15 protein-coding genes and 1 riboswitch are annotated in these 16,941 nt (G+C 48.0%); of the genes, 7 read left to right on the plus strand and 8 right to left on the minus strand.

What is annotated here, in order from left to right:
- Positions 1-393 precede the first annotated feature (393 nt).
- A complete protein-coding gene (locus K0T92_RS07565) occupies positions 394-702 on the minus strand; it encodes a winged helix-turn-helix transcriptional regulator (RefSeq protein WP_219871823.1) in 309 nt (102 codons plus the stop codon).
- A 246-nt stretch (positions 703-948) separates the two neighbouring features.
- Between K0T92_RS07565 and K0T92_RS07570 the strand changes: the two genes are divergently transcribed.
- On the plus strand, positions 949-1,782 hold the full coding sequence (locus K0T92_RS07570; RefSeq protein WP_219871824.1) for a DUF695 domain-containing protein: 834 nt from the start codon (positions 949-951) through the stop codon (positions 1,780-1,782).
- A 172-nt stretch (positions 1,783-1,954) separates the two neighbouring features.
- Here K0T92_RS07570 and K0T92_RS07575 read toward each other — a convergent pair whose 3' ends face one another.
- Both K0T92_RS07575 and K0T92_RS07580 read right to left on the minus strand, forming a co-directional pair.
- Positions 1,955-2,764: a histidinol-phosphatase gene (locus K0T92_RS07575; RefSeq protein WP_219871825.1), complete on the minus strand. Its 810-nt coding sequence runs from the start codon at positions 2,762-2,764 to the stop codon at positions 1,955-1,957.
- Between the two features lie 14 nt (positions 2,765-2,778).
- The gene (locus K0T92_RS07580) at positions 2,779-3,681 is read right to left on the minus strand and encodes a LysR family transcriptional regulator (RefSeq protein WP_219871826.1); all 903 of its coding nucleotides are present in this window, start codon (positions 3,679-3,681) and stop codon (positions 2,779-2,781) included.
- Between the two features lie 224 nt (positions 3,682-3,905).
- On the opposite strand from K0T92_RS07580, the gene K0T92_RS07585 reads away from it, so the two are divergent.
- Positions 3,906-5,183: an MFS transporter gene (locus K0T92_RS07585; protein WP_219871827.1), complete on the plus strand. Its 1,278-nt coding sequence runs from the start codon at positions 3,906-3,908 to the stop codon at positions 5,181-5,183.
- A gap of 84 nt (positions 5,184-5,267) precedes the next feature.
- Here K0T92_RS07585 and K0T92_RS07590 read toward each other — a convergent pair whose 3' ends face one another.
- Complete coding sequence (locus K0T92_RS07590; RefSeq protein ID WP_219871828.1) at positions 5,268-5,756, minus strand: GNAT family N-acetyltransferase; 489 nt, start codon at positions 5,754-5,756, stop codon at positions 5,268-5,270.
- A 144-nt stretch (positions 5,757-5,900) separates the two neighbouring features.
- Between K0T92_RS07590 and K0T92_RS07595 the strand changes: the two genes are divergently transcribed.
- Positions 5,901-6,680, plus strand: coding sequence for a class I SAM-dependent methyltransferase (locus K0T92_RS07595; RefSeq protein ID WP_219871829.1), 780 nt, complete (start codon positions 5,901-5,903; stop codon positions 6,678-6,680).
- 121 nt (positions 6,681-6,801) lie between these two features.
- Here K0T92_RS07595 and K0T92_RS07600 read toward each other — a convergent pair whose 3' ends face one another.
- The 3 genes from K0T92_RS07600 to K0T92_RS25275 form a co-directional block, all read right to left on the minus strand.
- A complete protein-coding gene (locus K0T92_RS07600) occupies positions 6,802-7,869 on the minus strand; it encodes a glycogen-binding domain-containing protein (RefSeq protein ID WP_219871830.1) in 1,068 nt (355 codons plus the stop codon).
- A gap of 544 nt (positions 7,870-8,413) precedes the next feature.
- Positions 8,414-9,349, minus strand: coding sequence for a magnesium/cobalt transporter CorA (gene corA / locus K0T92_RS07605; RefSeq protein ID WP_219871831.1), 936 nt, complete (start codon positions 9,347-9,349; stop codon positions 8,414-8,416).
- Positions 9,350-9,445: 96 nt separating this feature from the next.
- Entirely contained in the window at positions 9,446-9,568 is a 123-nt protein-coding gene (locus tag K0T92_RS25275) for a hypothetical protein (protein WP_281423119.1), read from the minus strand.
- 244 nt (positions 9,569-9,812) lie between these two features.
- Positions 9,813-9,919, plus strand: a riboswitch (SAM riboswitch).
- A gap of 118 nt (positions 9,920-10,037) precedes the next feature.
- On the opposite strand from K0T92_RS25275, the gene metA reads away from it, so the two are divergent.
- The 4 genes from metA to K0T92_RS24925 all read left to right on the plus strand — a co-directional run bounded on the left by metA (position 10,038) and on the right by K0T92_RS24925 (position 15,344).
- Complete coding sequence (gene metA, locus K0T92_RS07610; RefSeq protein ID WP_219871832.1) at positions 10,038-10,955, plus strand: homoserine O-acetyltransferase MetA; 918 nt, start codon at positions 10,038-10,040, stop codon at positions 10,953-10,955.
- Positions 10,956-10,993: 38 nt separating this feature from the next.
- Complete coding sequence (locus K0T92_RS07615) at positions 10,994-12,154, plus strand: PLP-dependent transferase (protein ID WP_219871833.1); 1,161 nt, start codon at positions 10,994-10,996, stop codon at positions 12,152-12,154.
- Positions 12,155-12,349: 195 nt separating this feature from the next.
- Positions 12,350-13,486: a cyclic dehypoxanthinyl futalosine synthase gene (gene mqnC / locus K0T92_RS07620; RefSeq protein WP_219871834.1), complete on the plus strand. Its 1,137-nt coding sequence runs from the start codon at positions 12,350-12,352 to the stop codon at positions 13,484-13,486.
- A gap of 154 nt (positions 13,487-13,640) precedes the next feature.
- A complete protein-coding gene (locus K0T92_RS24925) occupies positions 13,641-15,344 on the plus strand; it encodes a flagellin N-terminal helical domain-containing protein (protein ID WP_246627951.1) in 1,704 nt (567 codons plus the stop codon).
- Between the two features lie 378 nt (positions 15,345-15,722).
- Here the strand turns inward: K0T92_RS24925 and K0T92_RS07635 are convergent, their stop codons facing one another.
- Positions 15,723-16,835, minus strand: a complete 1,113-nt coding sequence (locus K0T92_RS07635; RefSeq protein ID WP_219871835.1) for a GGDEF domain-containing protein — start codon at positions 16,833-16,835, stop codon at positions 15,723-15,725.
- Positions 16,836-16,941: the final 106 nt, after the last annotated feature.

Below are 16,941 nucleotides of genomic sequence, written 5' to 3' on the forward strand. Positions count from 1 at the left end.
ATATATTCCTGCGCTTCTGCAGGCATTCTGCCCTCCAAGGCTTCTTTTAGCCGAAAATCCTGCGCTTCCGCAGGCTTTCCTCGCCCCACCAACCGGATGTGTTGTAGTCAGTCACTTGGTACAGGTCTGAAGCACGCGCAGCTACCAGTGCGGTGGGAGCGGTACGGGTGTCAACCACCTTGGTTAACCGGAATCCACCGGACTTTCTCAGGCATTCTGCCTCTAAGGCTCCTTTAAACGGATTCCTGCTCTGCCTGCCAAGCGGTCCATTCGGTGAACCGTGCGTTGATAAGCGGGGTTCTCAAGAAGAAAGAACCCTTCACGATGGAAGGGTTCTTTCTTCAATATTGGCGTCTAATAGAGTGAAAAGCTGCCGTATCCATCAACGGCAGCTTAACACCATTCCTCGCTCCAATCCTGAATGGATTGAATAACAGGCTCCAATCCGCGTCCTTTATCAGTGAGCTCATATTCGATCCGGACAGGCATCTCCGGATAAACTTGTCGTTTAATGATCAGGCAATGCTCAAGCTCTTTCATTCGGTCCGTCAGCATCTTGTCGCTCATCTCAGGAATCTGCTCTTTAATTTCCTTGAACCGCTTAGGTCCGCCAAGAAGGACACGAACGATCAGACTCGTCCACTTCTTGCCCAGCAAATCTGAAGCGCATTCATACTTTGGGCACATTTTGGAATAATCCATGGTATCACCCCTCTTTTGCTCCCTCTATTGTAGCATAAATCGTTTCGATTGGGGGCAGCTTTCGACAGCAATTCCTAAATGCTATATAATAAATATATACCATATATAAGTAAGTGTCGTTGCAGAACAGCAATCAATGGTGCATAATAGGTCGAATTAAGGAATGGCGCTCTGACATGTGGAAACGTTATAATAGAATGGAACAGCTCATTATGCCAGAGACGTTACAGGATCGAGGTGTGCTTCATGACGGACAATTGGGGATTCTACGAACGCCGAACGGAATCGGAGCTGCTGCGCGTCCTTGTTAATGCTGGTTACAAGTCGGAGGCCCCATTGAACGGTTACGATGAACTGCTGTCGATTACCGTTAATTTATATCCGATAAGGGAAAAGAAACATACGAAGCGGGAGTTTATCAAGCTTCTGGAACGATTCGAAGCGAGGCTTGAGCAATGGCTCAGCAGCTTGGGAGCAGCGCTGTATATAGGACGAATCAATTCCATGACACGTCTTGAGTTCTATTATTACTTGGGCAACGGCTGTGTGAATGAGGGAATGATAAGGGAATGGATGAACAATAACTGGCAGTTCCGTACGCAGTATTATATCAAACCGGACCCGCAGTGGACGTTCTACAACTACATGCTGCCGGATCAGCTTGAAGAGCTGTTCGTGCATAATGCCCAGATGATCTATGCGTTGATTCATAAGGGCGACAACATTAACCAGCCCCGGAATGTGTACCACTGGCTGTTTTTTCAGCAGGACAGAGACCGGCAAGAGATGGAATACACACTGCAGAATCTTGGATATCGCATTGAGAAGGATAAGAAGGCAGACCCGGACACCAGCTACCCGTATCCGCTCGTCATTAGCAAATATGAGGATGTGCGTCTCGATACGGTTAATGACAGGGTAAGGGAGCTGTACCGGCTCATATCAGGGCATGGAGGGCGTTATGATGGCTGGGGATCCATTATGAAGCAGTCAGCCGGACATCGCGCCAGGCAGAGTCTGCGACGCTTCGTGGAATCGGTCGAATCCTCCATTAAGAAGCTATGCTTCCATCGCAGATAGCATGTTGTTTTCTGTTCATGTGCGGAGTGAACTGGAGGCGATATCATATTTGTTACACAAATGAAATGCTGCTGTTACCTTATTATCATATTGGTGGGCTATTATAATTAACAAGACCCCCTTTTAACAATATACTATTGGACCTGTAGCGTGCAGGTCCGCTTTTTTTTGTCTAGAGCGGTACAACAACCGCTTTTTTCTGCTTATAATACACCCACTGCTTGAATCCGATCTCTTTGAGCCGCTGGCGAACAAGCTCCCAGTCATCCCCAACACGGCTAGGAAGATGCGAATCAGAGCCGAATGTAACCTTCACGCCATAATGAAGCGCCCGCTCCAGTATAGCGTCAGATGGATACCAGCCGCCGACATCCTTGGTCTTGCCTGATGTATTGATCTCAATGGCCACATCGCTCTCAGCGATGGCGGCAAGCGAGGCATCAATGGCCTCATCAGCCTGAATATCGGAGAAGGCCGGATAGTAGCCCTTCATGGCGTCGATATGCCCCAGCACCTGGAACACTCCGCTGCGCGCCGATTGCGCGATAAGCTCGTAGTAATGCTGCTTCTCCTCCGCATGTTTGGCGGCAGGAGTATTTTTCCATCGGTTGCGGTTGAAGATGCTGACCCCTCTAGTCTGGTGGACGGATCCGATAATGTAGTCAAACGGATATTGGTCATAAACGCTTCTGTACAGCTCAATATGCTCCGGATAGAAATCAGACTCCACCCCTAACAACACATCGATTGTACCTTCGTATTTGGCCTTTAGCCTGAGCACCTCTTCCACATAGTTGGCAAACTCGCTCTTGGCCATCGCAATGCCCGGCTGGGGATGATCGAGCTCGTTCGCAAAATAGGGAGAGTGGTCGGAGATGCCGATTACGTCCAGCTCTGCCCTGATGGCAGCTTGGATATAGTCTTCGATATTAGCGTCTGCATGACCGCAGCGGAAATGATGGGTATGTAAATCGAACTTCATAGTGGCATATCCTCCTATTCACTGCTAATGAAATGATCCTCCGGCATTCCTTTCAAATCACTCAAAAATTGCTGCATGGCAGAATTCAGATAACGGCCGGATTTGTAGACAACACCGACGGGATGGCTCAAATCCAGTTCATTAACCTTGATCTTGTTCAATGTGCCGAGCCTTACTTCATTGACGATGGACAGTTTGGAGACAACTGCGGCGCCGAGATTGATCTCCACCATCCGCTTTACTTCCTCACTGCTGGACAGCTCCATCACAATATTCGGCTGCAGGTTGTAGCGTTTGAAAATCTGGTCGAGGAAGCGTCTGCCGAGTGTATCGGGTGAGAGCATAATCATCGGGATGTCCTTTAGCGACTCTACCGTCGTATGCTTGAGGCGGCTCATCGGGTGCTCTGGGGAGACGACAAGCTCATAAGTGTCGTAGTATAGAATGGAGGTTTCGACATTAGGATTGCGTTCTGACAAATAAGTAATACCGATATCAACGGTACCATTCTCAACACTGGTCATAACCTGGGATGAGGGCATGGAATGAATCCTTGTCTTTATCATGGGGAATTGATCCTTAAAATATGACAGCACCCGGGGTAAAATTTGAATGGCGATCGATGCTGTTGTGCCCAGTACAATGTGACCTTGCGGAATTTGGCTCAAGTCCGACAGCTTCTGCTTGAGCTCCTCAACAATTGCGAGTATTTGTTCACCATGCTCCAAGAACACCTGACCGCGGTCGGTTAATGTGACGGGCTGGTTGCGATCGATCAGCACGGTCTTGAATTCATCCTCCAAGCTCTTGATCTGGGCGGATACGGCTGGCTGTGTCAGATTGAGCAGCTCTCCTGCTTTGCGGAAGCTCATCGTCTTGGAGATCGTCAATAACGTTTCAAGCTGACTAATGTTCATTGAATCCTCCAATTCGATCAAAGATTTTTATCACCTATCCATATATTATAAATGAAAACTGTACGGACAGCAAAAGGGAAAGTCAATTCGAATCGTATACTATGGCACTGGCAATGAAATAGCTTTAGCTATTCTTTACATGGAAGTTAAAGGGATTGCGTGCAGCACTGTCGAATGAAAAAGAATAAAAACCATTTTTTTGTCAATCGAGAGGAGCAGTTCAGTTGAATCACAAAGCAATTCGTGGCTGGTTGATGTATGATTGGGCCAACTCGGCTTATGTCACCACCATTCTGGCAGTGGTAATGCCCATCTATTATGTATCCGTTGCCGGTATCCATCTATCCGAAGAAACCGCAGCGTACTATTGGGGGTTTACACAATCCATCGCGACGTTCTCGGTCGCCATTCTGTCTCCCATCATGGGGGCGATTGCGGACTATACGAGCTCGAAGCTGAAGTTTCTAACCTTCTTTGCCGTTCTTGGAGCGCTGGCTAGCGCTGGGATGGCCTTTACCGGCGAAGGGGATTGGCTGCTTGCTTCTATTCTTGTCATCGTGGGAACAATCGGCTTCTCGACAGGGAACACCTTCTATGACGGCTTATTAGTCGATCTTGCACCGCCGGAGAAGCGTGACGCGCTTAGCATGCGGGGCTTTGCTTTTGGTTACTTGGGAGGCGGGCTGCTTCTCGCTCTTAATGTAGCGATGATTGAGGGATGGAAGATGTTCGGGTTCCCGGACAAAACAATAGCTACCCAGGCAGCGTTCCTTACAGTCGGCATCTGGTGGCTCGTATTCTCAATCCCGATTATGCGGCATGTCAAGGAGAGAACTGTCCCACGCTCTGGCACAGGGCTTGGTGATACGATTAAGAATGGCTTCAGCAGAATCGGACACACGATCAAGACATTAAAGCGCTATCCCGAGCTGCTCAAATATATGGTTTCGTTCTGGTTTTATAATGATGGCATTAATACGGTCATCGTAATGGCAACTGTCTATGGCAAAGGAATCGGGATCGGCACGAAGGATCTGATTATCGCCCTTCTAATTACACAGTTTATTGCCTATCCAAGCACGCTATTGTTTGTCCGTCTGGCCTCACGCCTCGGGGTCAAGAAATCATTGTACGGATCGCTCTCACTGTATGTTGTGATCGTTATACTTGGTTATTTCATGGCAGATGCGTCCCACTTCTATGCGCTGGCCGTTATGGTAGGCCTCGTGCAAGGCGGCAGTCAGGCGATATCACGTTCCATCTACGCCAATCTGGTGCCGCCATCACGGACGGCGGAATTTTTCGGATTCCTCAGCTTGTCCAGCAAATTCTCTTCTGTTGCGGGGCCGCTTATTTTCTCCCTGACAGGAGCGCTAACGGGATCTATCCGGCTTGGAATATTGTCCCTGATCGCATTTTTTATTATCGGCATCATTATGCTTATGTTCGTCAATCTGGAGAAGGGGCGCGTGCAAGCGCTGGCAGGAGAATCGGAAAGCTAGACGGGACTGCTTACTTATCCATTCGGGCACAATTAACAAGCGCCCGCAGCGCGATGGAAACATCTTATGCTGCGGGCGCTTTGTTCATATCGTCGCAAGCGGCGGGGCCGGCTTCGACATCGTGACAGAGACATCCGTCCCTGTGGCATACGGAATATGCTCGATAATCGTGTAGCCCAGCTTCTCATACATTACAATATTCGCCGGAATCGACATGCGGACTTCCAACTGGATCTCGCGTTTGTTCAATCTGGCTGCCTCCTGCTCTACGAAACTGAGAATTGCCGCAGCAATGCCTCTCCCTCTATAGTCTGGAAGCACAGATATGCGCCCGACATAGATGAAGTCCGGTTTAACAAAATAACGTGCGGAAGCGACCGGTATATCATTAATCTTCCCGAGCAGTGCTGTACCCTTCCCATCAGCAAGCAGGAGAGGGAGATTCTCCTCCTTCTCGAGCAGCGCTCCAGAGGGAGGAACAAGCAAACCAGCATATTCTGCAAACGCCTGCTGCATGATGCCATGGACGAGCTGCAGCTCGTTGGCTGCCGCATAATGGATGGAAAGCTCCAAGAAAAGTTCCTCCTCCTAATACCGTGAGCTAGTAGATGTTTGAATAATTGGTTTCATTATACTATATTATTTCATGTGCATACATTAATATCTAATTCAACCATTATTATTAGAGAGTGCGAAGAAGGGGGAAGTTAGCGCGTCATGAAGCTGAAGGATTATACAGAGCAGAACAGGGCAGCGTGGAATGAAGTAACCCCTAAACATTTGGAGGCCCGGGGGGAGATTCAGAGGGAGAAGTTCTCCGCCAGGGATGATATCGCTTTGGATGATATTGTGGTCAACAAGCTGCTCGAATTCGGTATAAAGGACAAGAGGGTCGCGCAATTATGCTGCAATACGGGAATTGAGACGCTTTCGCTGAAGAAGCTGGGGGCAGCCCAATGTGTCGGATTCGATATCTCTGATGCCGCGATTGAAGAGGCGGTCAGCTTGTCGGAGCATCTCGGCATACCTGCCGCATTCGTGAGAACGGATATTTATGAAATTCCCGATAGCTATTACGGTCAATTCGATATTGTCTACATATCGGTAGGGACTTTAGGCTGGATGCCGGATTTGGATCGATTCTTCCTTAAGGTTACTGACCTGCTGGCAGAGGGTGGCAGCATCTTTATGTATGAAATGCATCCTATTATTGATATGTTTGATGAGAAGGACAAAACCATCGTCAATTCGTATTTCAAGGCTACTCCTTTCATTGATAACGGAGGCCTCGACTACGTTGGCGGTGTGCAATATGAAGGACAGACGCAATACTGGTTTCCGCATACAATGTCGGGCATTATTCAATCCATGATCAATTACGGAGCCCAAATCCGGTATTTTCAAGAATATCCTCATGATATCTCGAATGTAGCCGGCCATCTGGAATCGGAATCTGCGCCATTGCCGCTCAGCTATATTCTGATTGGCAGCAAGTAAAATGCTGCATCGCGCTCCCGGTTGTTCTGTTGAAACGAAAGAAGCATCCTGCCCTATTTTAATAGATAGGGTTGGATGCTTTCTTGTTGTTTTTTGAGGGGCTATCCAGTCAAAGCTCCGTTTACCATTTTACATATATATCGTCCTGCTCTGTAATCTGCTCTAGCCAGCTCTTCCAAGCTGTAATTGTAGCTTGCAGTTCTTTGCCTACATGCTTCTTGTACTTTATGGCAAGCTGGCTCTGCTGCTCGCCGCCCTTCAAGCTCATCAGAAACGCGCGAAGCTGATCAGGCTTCTTCATGACATAGAGATGATAATAAATAAAAGAGCCTGCAAGCGAGTATTCCTCGCTTGTTGTGATGAACTGCGTCATCAACGTATTGACATCGTATTCGTCTGACGCTGCGAATAAGGCCTTGGCGACGAGGTTCACATTCTGCTCCCGATAAGTTTTGTTTCCTTCAAGCTGCAGCGCCTGCGCTGCACCCTCATTGAAGAACGTATTAGGGACACTGACAAGCAGATGGACTAGCTCGTGCGTAGAGGACACATTCCACAGATCGTAAATCTCGCTTGTGCTGTAACGGGCAAACGGTACCGGATAGTTCAGGATAGAGTCCTGCAAGTTGTTCGTGTAATCTGCCGCATAATAACGGATTTTGGGCATGACAGTTGCCAGCTTCCATGAGGGAATAAGAGCGGTCAGCTTGGAGTAGCTCTCTTCCAATTCCTTCGTCTTGTCCTTGCCATCCATCGTGAAAAAATCAAAATGCTTGCTGGAGAAAACTTTGATCTTCGGATTTACATTTGTTGTCCCATTCACTGCAGGATTGTACAGCGCATTCTCGTCAGGGCCGACGGTCGCCAGATTGAACGGATCACCCGACCAGACGCCGTCAACGACGAATTTATACTCCGCTTGGCGATCCAGTGTGACCGAGGCAGTGAACCAAGGGCTGTCCTTAGCTTTCTTCATCTTGATGGCAGTGGGAGACCATTTGTTGAAGGTTCCCGCCAGATAAACATTTTTGGCTGTTGTGCTGTAATACTTAAAGGCTACGAGCTGTTTCTTGCCCGCTGCGAGCTTGGCAGGCGCTGCTGCTGCTGTGATGAGCGTACTGGCTGGTGCTACAGTCAAACAGAGCAAAGCTGCTATAAAGCTGAGAAGTACCAGTTTCATAAAACGCATGTGAATAATAAGCCTCCTCAAGATCATTTCCACTCGAAGATTATACCATATCATGTAAAAATATAGATATTATTTTTGCGCGATCCGGCAAGCATCCCAAACATGCGGAGAGCCGTCCATAGTTGGGCAGCTCTCCATATGTTTGATGTCAATGTGCAAGGGGATTTAACTAGGACAACGGTTTCTCAGCTTGGCAGGAGGGGCAGGAAGGGAGGCAGGGCAAGGGGAAGGGGAAGGGGAAGGCATACGGAAGGGAAGAGGGAGGGAAAGGGTAAAGTTTAAGAGTGCTAAAGTGTAAAGATGCAAAAGTGCAGGAATTTCGGCCTAAAGGAGCTGTTGATGAGAGAAAGCCTGCGATAGCGCAGGCATATAAGGTGGAATCGGCTGATCGGGATGAAAATGCGACAAATGCCTGCACTTTGGCAGGCATTTGCTTTCTACAGGACGGAACGAGAGAAAAAACTGCATTTTCGCAGGAATGTTTTCAGCATGGCTCCCAAAGCACACCGTAGACGAAACGGTGGCTCCTCCGAGCATGGGATTGCTACAGCCAATCCTTCTTGCGGAAAATATACAGCATGCCTGCGGCAAGGAAAAACATAATGCCGAGCAGTATATAGGATCCTCCCGTGGTGTGGAGGCCTGGAATATAGTCGAAGTTCATTCCATAGATGCCGGTAATGAAGGTCAAGGGCATGAAAATCGTCGTCAGCGCGGTGAAGACGCGCATAATTTCATTCGCTCTGTTGGCTAGGCTGGATTGATAAGCCTCACGCAAGTTCGCCATCAGATCGCGGTAAGTCTCGAATGTCTCCGCAATCTTGACCGCATTCTCATAGATATCGCTGAAATACTTCTGCAGCTGGTCATCAATGAGCTTCAGATCCTTCTTATTCAGAGTAGCTATTACTTCCTTCTGCGGACCCAGCACCTTCTTGAGCCATAGAATCTCGCTTCGCAAGCCGATGATTTCGTTGAGATGCGATTTCTTCGTATGGACGAGAATGTCCTCCTCCAGACTCTCGATCCGGGCCTCGATCCGATCCCCAACCTGAAAATAATTGTCGACAACGATATCGACCAGGTGGTATAGGAAACGGTCGGGGCGGTCCACCTGCTCTTCCAGCAGGATCGGCTTCAGGGAGCGCAGTTCATTAATCTTTTGCTTGGTAACGGTAATTATATAATGGCGTCCCAGAAAAATATTCAGGGCTCGAAGAAAGATCTCCTCATCATCGAAGCGGATGCTGTTAATAACAATAAAATAATGGCCGTCATGAATTTCGATCTTTGGCCGCTGCTCCTCTTCGCTCAAGCAGTCCTCTACCGCGAGCTCGTGAAGCGTGAATAGCGGCTGCAGCACAGTCAAATCGTCAACATCCGCATCGATCCAATAGAAGCCTTCAGCGGGCGGCTTCTGCAGGGCATGAATGTCGTCAACAGGTGTGAACAAGCCGTTGTTAACCAGACGGATCTTCATTTCGCTCTCTCCTCTCATCCTTGATGTAAGTGTTCCCGGATGCCGGCATGCCGGAAGAGAGGTGAACGCTGCACTTCATATGCAAACCAAAACTGTCTAGCCGAATAAGTGAAGGCGGTCGTAGACGAACAGGTTTGTATGAAACAAAGCGGACACGCCAATCTCCGGTTCGTACCGGTTATCAATGCGGTTTCCCGCAGGCCTCGGGTCGCCTTCCATATTCGTCGACACCCCTTTGCAATTGAATTGACAAGCTTGGTAATCCTTGCACTAGTATACTCCCTTGGTGACTTCCCATACAAGAAAAAACTCGCGCCTTTACATACATCTATAATATGCGCATGGGCGGATGCGGTGCGAATTCATGAAACGGTTCTTTTTTCACCAATGAGTATCTTGACTGGAATATGGGAATGAATTAAAGTAATACTAAGTCTAACGAATCAACTGAATAGTTTTAGCTTTCTTATCAAGAGCAGGCGGAGGGACCAGCCCGATGAAGCCCGGCAACCGGCGTAACAGCACGGTGCTAATTCTTGCGGAAACAGCAATGTTTCTGAGAGATGAGAGGCGCATGAATAAGTTCCTAATGCCCCTTCTCGTTTTCAGAGAGGGGCTTTTCATTTGCGCATATTCGTCTTTATAGTGCTGGAGAGCTTGCTTACTAACATAAAGGAGTGAGACAAAGATGCCGATCAAAGTGCCGGACCATTTGCCTGCCAAGGAAATATTGAACAATGAGAACATTTTTGTGATGGATGAAAGCGTGGCGTACCATCAGGATATTCGTCCGCTCCGTATCGCGATTCTGAATCTGATGCCTACGAAGGAGACGACGGAGACTCAACTGCTGAGGCTCATCGGGAATACGCCGCTGCAATTGGAGGCTGTGCTGCTCCATCCCAAGACGCATACATCCAAGAATACATCAGCGGAGCATCTGGAATCGTTCTACAAGACGTTCGATGATATTGCGCATGAGTACTATGACGGCATGATCATTACCGGTGCTCCTGTTGAGCACATTCCCTTTGAAGATGTGACGTATTGGGAAGAGCTGAAGGATATTATGGACTGGAGCGCCCGCCGCGTAACGTCGACATTCCATATCTGTTGGGGCGCACAGGCTGGCCTCTATCACCATTACGGGATTCAGAAGTTCGATCTGCCGGAGAAAATGTTCGGTGTATATCCGCATACAGTTGAGAAGCGGAATGTGCCGCTGCTGCGCGGGTTTGACGAAATGTTCTTCGTGCCGCAATCGCGCCATACGGAAGTGCGCCGTGCCGATATTGAAAGCGTGCCTGAGCTGGAGGTACTGTCGATGTCGCAGGAAGCGGGCGTCTACATTGCGGCCTCGAAGAATGGCAAGCAGATCTTCGTTACCGGCCACTCGGAGTATGATCCGCTGACGCTGAAATTCGAGTATGACCGGGACAAGGCCAAAGGGCTCGGCATTAATGTGCCGCGCAACTACTTTCCGAATGATGATCCTTCGCTGCTCCCGCTTGCGAGCTGGCGGGCCCATGCGAACCTGCTGTTCTCGAACTGGCTGAACTATTATGTGTACCAGCAAACCCCGTTTGATCTTGGGGCGCATATATAAATCTTCCATCAATAATGAATCAAAGGAGCTATTCACTCATGAAAATTGAAAGCCGTTTAGCCCAAATTGGATCACAGAACGAGCCGGTTACGGGCGCAGTCAGCTTCCCGATCTATCAAGCTACAGCATTCCGTCATCCCAAGCTGGGCGAGAGTACTGGATTTGACTATGCGCGCACGAAGAGTCCGACCCGCAAGGTGCTGGAGGATGCTGCCGCTGAGCTGGAGTCCGGCGATGCCGGCTTCGCATGCAGCACGGGAATGGCCGCGCTTCAGACGATCTTCGCCATGTTCAAATCTGGTGATCATTTGATCGTATCGTTGGATCTTTACGGTGGCACGTACCGTCTTATTGAGCGGATACTGAGCAAATTCGGCATCACCGCCTCCTATGTGGACACGAACGATATCGATGCGATGTCCCAGCTGTGTACGCCGTCTACGCGGGCGGTTCTGATCGAGACGCCGACGAACCCGCTTATGATGATAACCGATATCGAGCGTGTATGCGCCTGGGCGAAAGCCAAGGGGCTACTGACTATTGTGGACAACACGCTGCTGACGCCATATTTCCAGCGCCCAATCGAGCTGGGAGCGGATATTGTCATTCATAGCGCGACCAAATATTTGGGTGGACATAACGATGTGCTTGCCGGATTGATCGTAACGAAAGGCAAGGAGCTGTCCGAAGAAATGGCCTTCTATCACAATTCGCTTGGCGCGGTGCTGGGCGCTCAGGATTCATGGCTGCTTATGCGCGGAATGAAGACGCTGGCGCTGCGGATGGAGCGTCATCAGCACAATGCGACCGCTGTAGCGAACTGGCTTCTGTCACATGAAGCTGTCGAGGCCGTGTACTATCCTGCGCTCGTTGATCATCCAGGTCACGATGTTCAGAGCCGGCAATCATCCGGCAATACGGGCATCTTCTCCTTCCGGGTGAAGGATGCCCGTTATGTGGAGCCGATTCTTCGCCATATCAAGCTGATTGCGTTCGCGGAGAGTCTGGGCGGAGTTGAATCACTGATGACTTATCCAGCGGTTCAGACCCATGCTGATATTCCTGAGGATATCCGCCGCCAGATCGGTGTTGATGATCGTCTGCTCCGGTTCTCTGTTGGTATTGAGCATGCGGATGATATTATCGCTGATTTGCAGCAGGCGCTGGAAGCTGCGAAGCGGGAGATTAACGAAGCTTAGTTTATTAGGATAATCATATAAGGCGATATAGAGCGATAATGCGGCTGTCCGGACGGACAAGCCGCGTTTTCAGCATGTGGGGCTTTATTATCTTCGTTAATCGTCGGATGACGATGCCGTATTATTTGTGGTAGTATGAGAAGGAAGCCTTATAAAGGTACGGAGAAGCTGCACATATAGGAGGTCACGCTGACCATGAATAATGTTGATCGCATATTAGATAAAGCGCTTCAAGGCTCAAGAATTGGGCTGGAGGAATGTATTACGCTGTTCGAGTCCGATGAAATCGAGAAGATGGGGCATGTTGCCAATCAGATTATGCTGCGGAAGCATCCTGAGCCTATTACAACATTCGTCGTAGGCCGGAATATTAACTATACGAATGTGTGCGACGTGTACTGCCGATTCTGCGCTTTCTATAGAGCGCCTGGATCGAATGAAGGGTATGTTCTCCCAGATGAGACCATATTGAGTAAAATTCAAGAGACGATCGATGTCAACGGAACGGAAATTCTCATGCAGGGCGGCACCAACCCGAACCTTCCTTTTACGTATTATGTGGATATACTGCGCAAGATCAAGCAGCACTTCCCGAATATTACGATGCACTCGTTTTCCCCTGCTGAAATTCATAAGATGCGCGAAGTTTCGGAAGGCCTTTCACTTGAAGAGGTCATCCGCCAAATTCACGAAGCTGGACTGGATTCGCTGCCCGGCGGCGGCGCGGAGATTCTGGATGATCGTACTCGCCGCAAGATCAGCAGGCTGAAGGGCTCATGGACCGACTGGATGGATGTGATGAAGATCGCGCATCGTATCGGGATGAATACAACGGCCACCATGGTCATCGGGTTCGGCGAGGAGATGGAGGAGCGTGCGCTTCATATGCTTCGTGTGCGTGACGCTCAGGATGAATGTATCGCGAACGGCTATGATTCCAAGGGCTTCCTTGCGTTCATTCCGTGGACGTTCCAGCCGGACAACACGAACATGAAGCGGGAGAAGGCAACGCCGGAGGAATACCTTAAGACGCTGGCGATTGGCCGTATTACGCTTGACAATATTGACAACTTCCAATCGTCATGGGTTACGATGGGACCGGAGGTCGGCAAGCTGTCTCTGTCCTACGGCTGCAATGACTTTGGCAGCACGATGATCGAAGAGAACGTCGTATCTGCTGCGGGCACCACACATAAGGTGAACATTGAGCTGATCTTGAAGCTGATTCGCGAAGCAGGCAAAATCCCGGCACAGCGCAATACGCGATATGAGATTCTGAAGGTATATAACGAGACCGACAGTGTTCAGAATGATTTTGTGATGCAGAACTAATTATAATTACAATAACAACGCTTTCTCATTCAGCTGAATGGGAAAGTGTTTTTTTTGTTGGTTGTATCTAACAAATTTGGGATTCCTATAAAGAATTTTCTGGAAAAAGTCGATAACAATACAAGCAGATTATAGGACTAAAGAGGTAATGCGAATGTATATTAATACTAATATGTTGTCTGTTAATACAAACAACAACCTGAGGATAAATCATGACAAGAGAGCCAAGTCACTGGAAAAACTATCCTCCGGTTTCAGAATCAACAGAGCGGCGGATGATGCCGCTGGGCTTGCAATATCGGAGAAGATGAGAAACCAGGTCGGAGGACTGAATCAAGCTTCACGAAATATTCAGGATGGAATATCGTTAATCCAGACTGCAGAGGGTGCTATGCAGGAAGTGCACGCCATGCTTCAGCGGATGAATGTACTGGCGGTACAAGCAGCCAATGGTATATATAGTGAAAGCGATAGAGCAAGCATGCACCGTGAATTTGCCCAACTGCAAACAGAGATAAACAATATTGTAGAAACTACGAATTTTAATGGAATAAACTTATTGGAGGGGAGCTCCAATGATAGTGGCGGCGGAAGTACTACTGAAAAATTAGTACAATGGGATGAAGTGCCTAATCCTGCATCAGGAAACTTTAAGCACGCTATATACAACGGAAGTAAATACGTTGCTGCAACTTCTTCAGGTGAAATATTGACATCAACAGATGGCGAGAATTGGAGTCTCGCTAATAAACCTAATCTGGGGTCAGTGGAAAAAGTTTTTTGGGATGGAAGCAGATTCTATGCAGTTGGTGGCTCCCAGTCAGTGCTCTATTCTGATGATGGCGAGAATTGGAATGTGGGGATAACAGGAGGAAGCCACTATTTTTTTAATATTGCCAAGCATGGTTCCCTCTACATGGCATCAGGCAATGCAGGGAGAGCTTATTCAACGGATGGTGAGAACTGGACTTACTGGAATCCGAATTTAAACCAAGCGAGCGGCGACATTATTACAACACCTGCAGGGTTCGTCTGGCTGCAGGCCTCGGAATTAAAAATATCAAGCGACGGTGTTAGTTGGAATACGCTCTCTAATTTGACTGCTGCTGATATTGCATGGAATGGAAGTGATCTGTTTGTTGCAGTAGCAGAAGGAGGCAGAGTTTACTCTTCTTCTGATTTGGTGACATGGGATGAGCATGAATCTGGAACAGATAAACATCTTACAGATGTAAATTGGGACGGTGCCCGATTTGTTGCATCTATAAGGAATCACACAACGAATAATTCCGGTATGATTTATTCGGATGACGGTTTGCACTGGAACGCTTTGAATATTTCAGATATCAGATCTGTATCCAGTACAATTAATATCGGTGGAGATAATTATTTAGCATTTGGAGCAGATGGAAAAATATTAAAAGGATCAATCCTGGCAGATGAGATAACCCCTCCTGCAGATATGCAGGCAATTAGAATTCAGACAGGTGCGGCTGCTCGTGATCATGTAGATTTGGATCTGCCAGATGTCAGAGCTTCCACAATCGGAATTTCAAGTCTAAATATTTCAACTATTTCAGGTGCAAGGAATGCAATAGAATCATTAAGAAATGCGATTAATAGTGTTTCTATTGAACGTTCTCGGATGGGAGCCTATCAGAATCGCTTGGAGCATACTGACAATAATGTGCGAAATTATGCAACAAATTTGTCTGCTTCTGAATCCAGAATTAGAGATACAGATGCAGCAAAAGAAATGATGGGATTAACAACTGCCCAAATTTTAGCGGAGGCCGGACAAGCTATGCTGGCCCAAGCAAACATAAATCCGCAAAATTTGTTGAAGCTGCTCACTTAATGAAAATGAAAGCTGTCTAGAGCCAAATGTAGTTTGAAGGCAGAGTGAAGGAGTAAGAAGCCTGCGAATGTGCATGAATTTCGGTTACAAGACGCCAAAATGGCAACATTCCTGCGAATGTGCATGAATTTGAGGGGAAATCAGCCGTAAAGAGGAAACGAAGGAGAAATACCTGCACGCTGGCAGGCATTTCTCCTTCATGGGGTCAGATATAAGAAAATAAATGCCATTTCGCATGTTTTGCCTAGCCTAGCTCGCATCTTGCATGTCCCGGCGTTGAATTACGGATCGTCCTCTGGCGGGAAGTACGTCAACAGTCTCATGATCGCAGACTTTCGGACAGCTCCTTTTCATATGAACAATCAGGATCATCTTCGTTCACGCAAGCTGAATTTCAATCGGCCGTCCGGCAGCGATGATGGTCTTGTTCTTGCCGGAGCTCTTGGCAGCATAGAGCGCTTCATCGACGCGATGGAAGAAAATCTCCTTGCCTTCGCCGGATTCATATGCGGCATAGCCAATGCTGACAGTAACGGGCTTGCCGTGAAGGGAGTCATGGGGAGCAGAGGCGATTTCCTGACGCAACTCCTCCACCACAACAAGTGAATCGGCTTCTGATTTGTCCGTGAAGAGAATGGCGAATTCTTCGCCGCCGTAACGGGCGACAAAATCATTCGCGCATGTTTTGTTGCGGATAAGCTCCGACACCCGTTGAAGCACAGCATCTCCAGCCCGGTGGCCGTAAGTATCATTAACGAGCTTGAAATTATCGATGTCCAGAATAGCAAGCTGCAAGGGCAGGCCATTGCTCTCATTCTGTTCAATCAGCTTCTCGAAGTATTCATGGAAGGTCATATGATTGTAAAGCTCGGTAAGCGCATCCATTTTGGCCAGCTTGTCCATCCAGATTGTCTTCACCAGCAGCTGCTGATTGGATTCGAAGTAGGTTTTGAGATGTGCCATAAGCTCTCGGCCGCGAAGCATTACTCCCCAGGCGATAAGAGAGAAGCTTAAGAACATGACCGTGATTGTCGTTAATCCAACCAATGTAACGGTCGAATTCAGCTCATCATTGAAGAAATACAAGAAGTATACAGTAAGCAGGGTATTGCTTAGTGCGAAAACAAGTTTTCTCGTGTGGAAATAGAAAATCGAAACAACTACCGGTAAAAACAGCGCGATCAGCAGGAAGTTGATGGTGATGTGGACATAGGCGATTATACTCGCCAGCAGGGAAGAAGCAAAGATGATGACATAGTCTTGATATCTAGGCTTCAGGAATCGAAGGCCGGTCTCAGTGAGAAGTAGAATCCCGAGTTGCAGTAGTGTAGGTCGAATGATGTATCGGATAATAAACTCATCTGTGGGAACTGCAGATATCGTCAAATACAGGCTTTCCAATAAAATTGAAATGAGAAGGATAAACCAAAAGGCGTTCAACAGCATGCGATTCCATCGGTGACGATTGTAATCCAGTGTTTCATAATCCATAAAGGGTTCACTCCAACTGCCAGCTTTATCAAGTTCCAATATACCACGAAAAGACTTTCATTCCAATCCCTATCCAAGATCCCATTGCATGCATCGTATATATGAT

This window comes from Paenibacillus oenotherae, from assembly GCF_019443105.1.
Lineage (GTDB): Bacteria > Bacillota > Bacilli > Paenibacillales > Paenibacillaceae > Paenibacillus_Z > Paenibacillus_Z oenotherae.

Bases quoted from the DNA above. Each gene is read 5' to 3' on its own strand.
- metA (WP_219871832.1), top strand. From the start codon at position 10,038: ATGCCGATCAAAGTGCCGGACCATTTGCCTGCCAAGGAAATATTGAAC.
- K0T92_RS07580 (WP_219871826.1), bottom strand. From the start codon at position 3,681: ATGAACATTAGTCAGCTTGAAACGTTATTGACGATCTCCAAGACGATG.
- K0T92_RS07615 (WP_219871833.1), top strand. From the start codon at position 10,994: ATGAAAATTGAAAGCCGTTTAGCCCAAATTGGATCACAGAACGAGCCG.
- mqnC (WP_219871834.1), top strand. From the start codon at position 12,350: ATGAATAATGTTGATCGCATATTAGATAAAGCGCTTCAAGGCTCAAGA.
- K0T92_RS25275 (WP_281423119.1), bottom strand. From the start codon at position 9,568: ATGGAAGGCGACCCGAGGCCTGCGGGAAACCGCATTGATAACCGGTAC.
- K0T92_RS07570 (WP_219871824.1), top strand. From the start codon at position 949: ATGACGGACAATTGGGGATTCTACGAACGCCGAACGGAATCGGAGCTG.
- corA (WP_219871831.1), bottom strand. From the start codon at position 9,349: ATGAAGATCCGTCTGGTTAACAACGGCTTGTTCACACCTGTTGACGAC.
- K0T92_RS07635 (WP_219871835.1), bottom strand. From the start codon at position 16,835: ATGGATTATGAAACACTGGATTACAATCGTCACCGATGGAATCGCATG.
- K0T92_RS07600 (WP_219871830.1), bottom strand. From the start codon at position 7,869: ATGCGTTTTATGAAACTGGTACTTCTCAGCTTTATAGCAGCTTTGCTC.
- K0T92_RS07575 (WP_219871825.1), bottom strand. From the start codon at position 2,764: ATGAAGTTCGATTTACATACCCATCATTTCCGCTGCGGTCATGCAGAC.
- K0T92_RS24925 (WP_246627951.1), top strand. From the start codon at position 13,641: ATGTATATTAATACTAATATGTTGTCTGTTAATACAAACAACAACCTG.
- K0T92_RS07565 (WP_219871823.1), bottom strand. From the start codon at position 702: ATGGATTATTCCAAAATGTGCCCAAAGTATGAATGCGCTTCAGATTTG.
- K0T92_RS07595 (WP_219871829.1), top strand. From the start codon at position 5,901: ATGAAGCTGAAGGATTATACAGAGCAGAACAGGGCAGCGTGGAATGAA.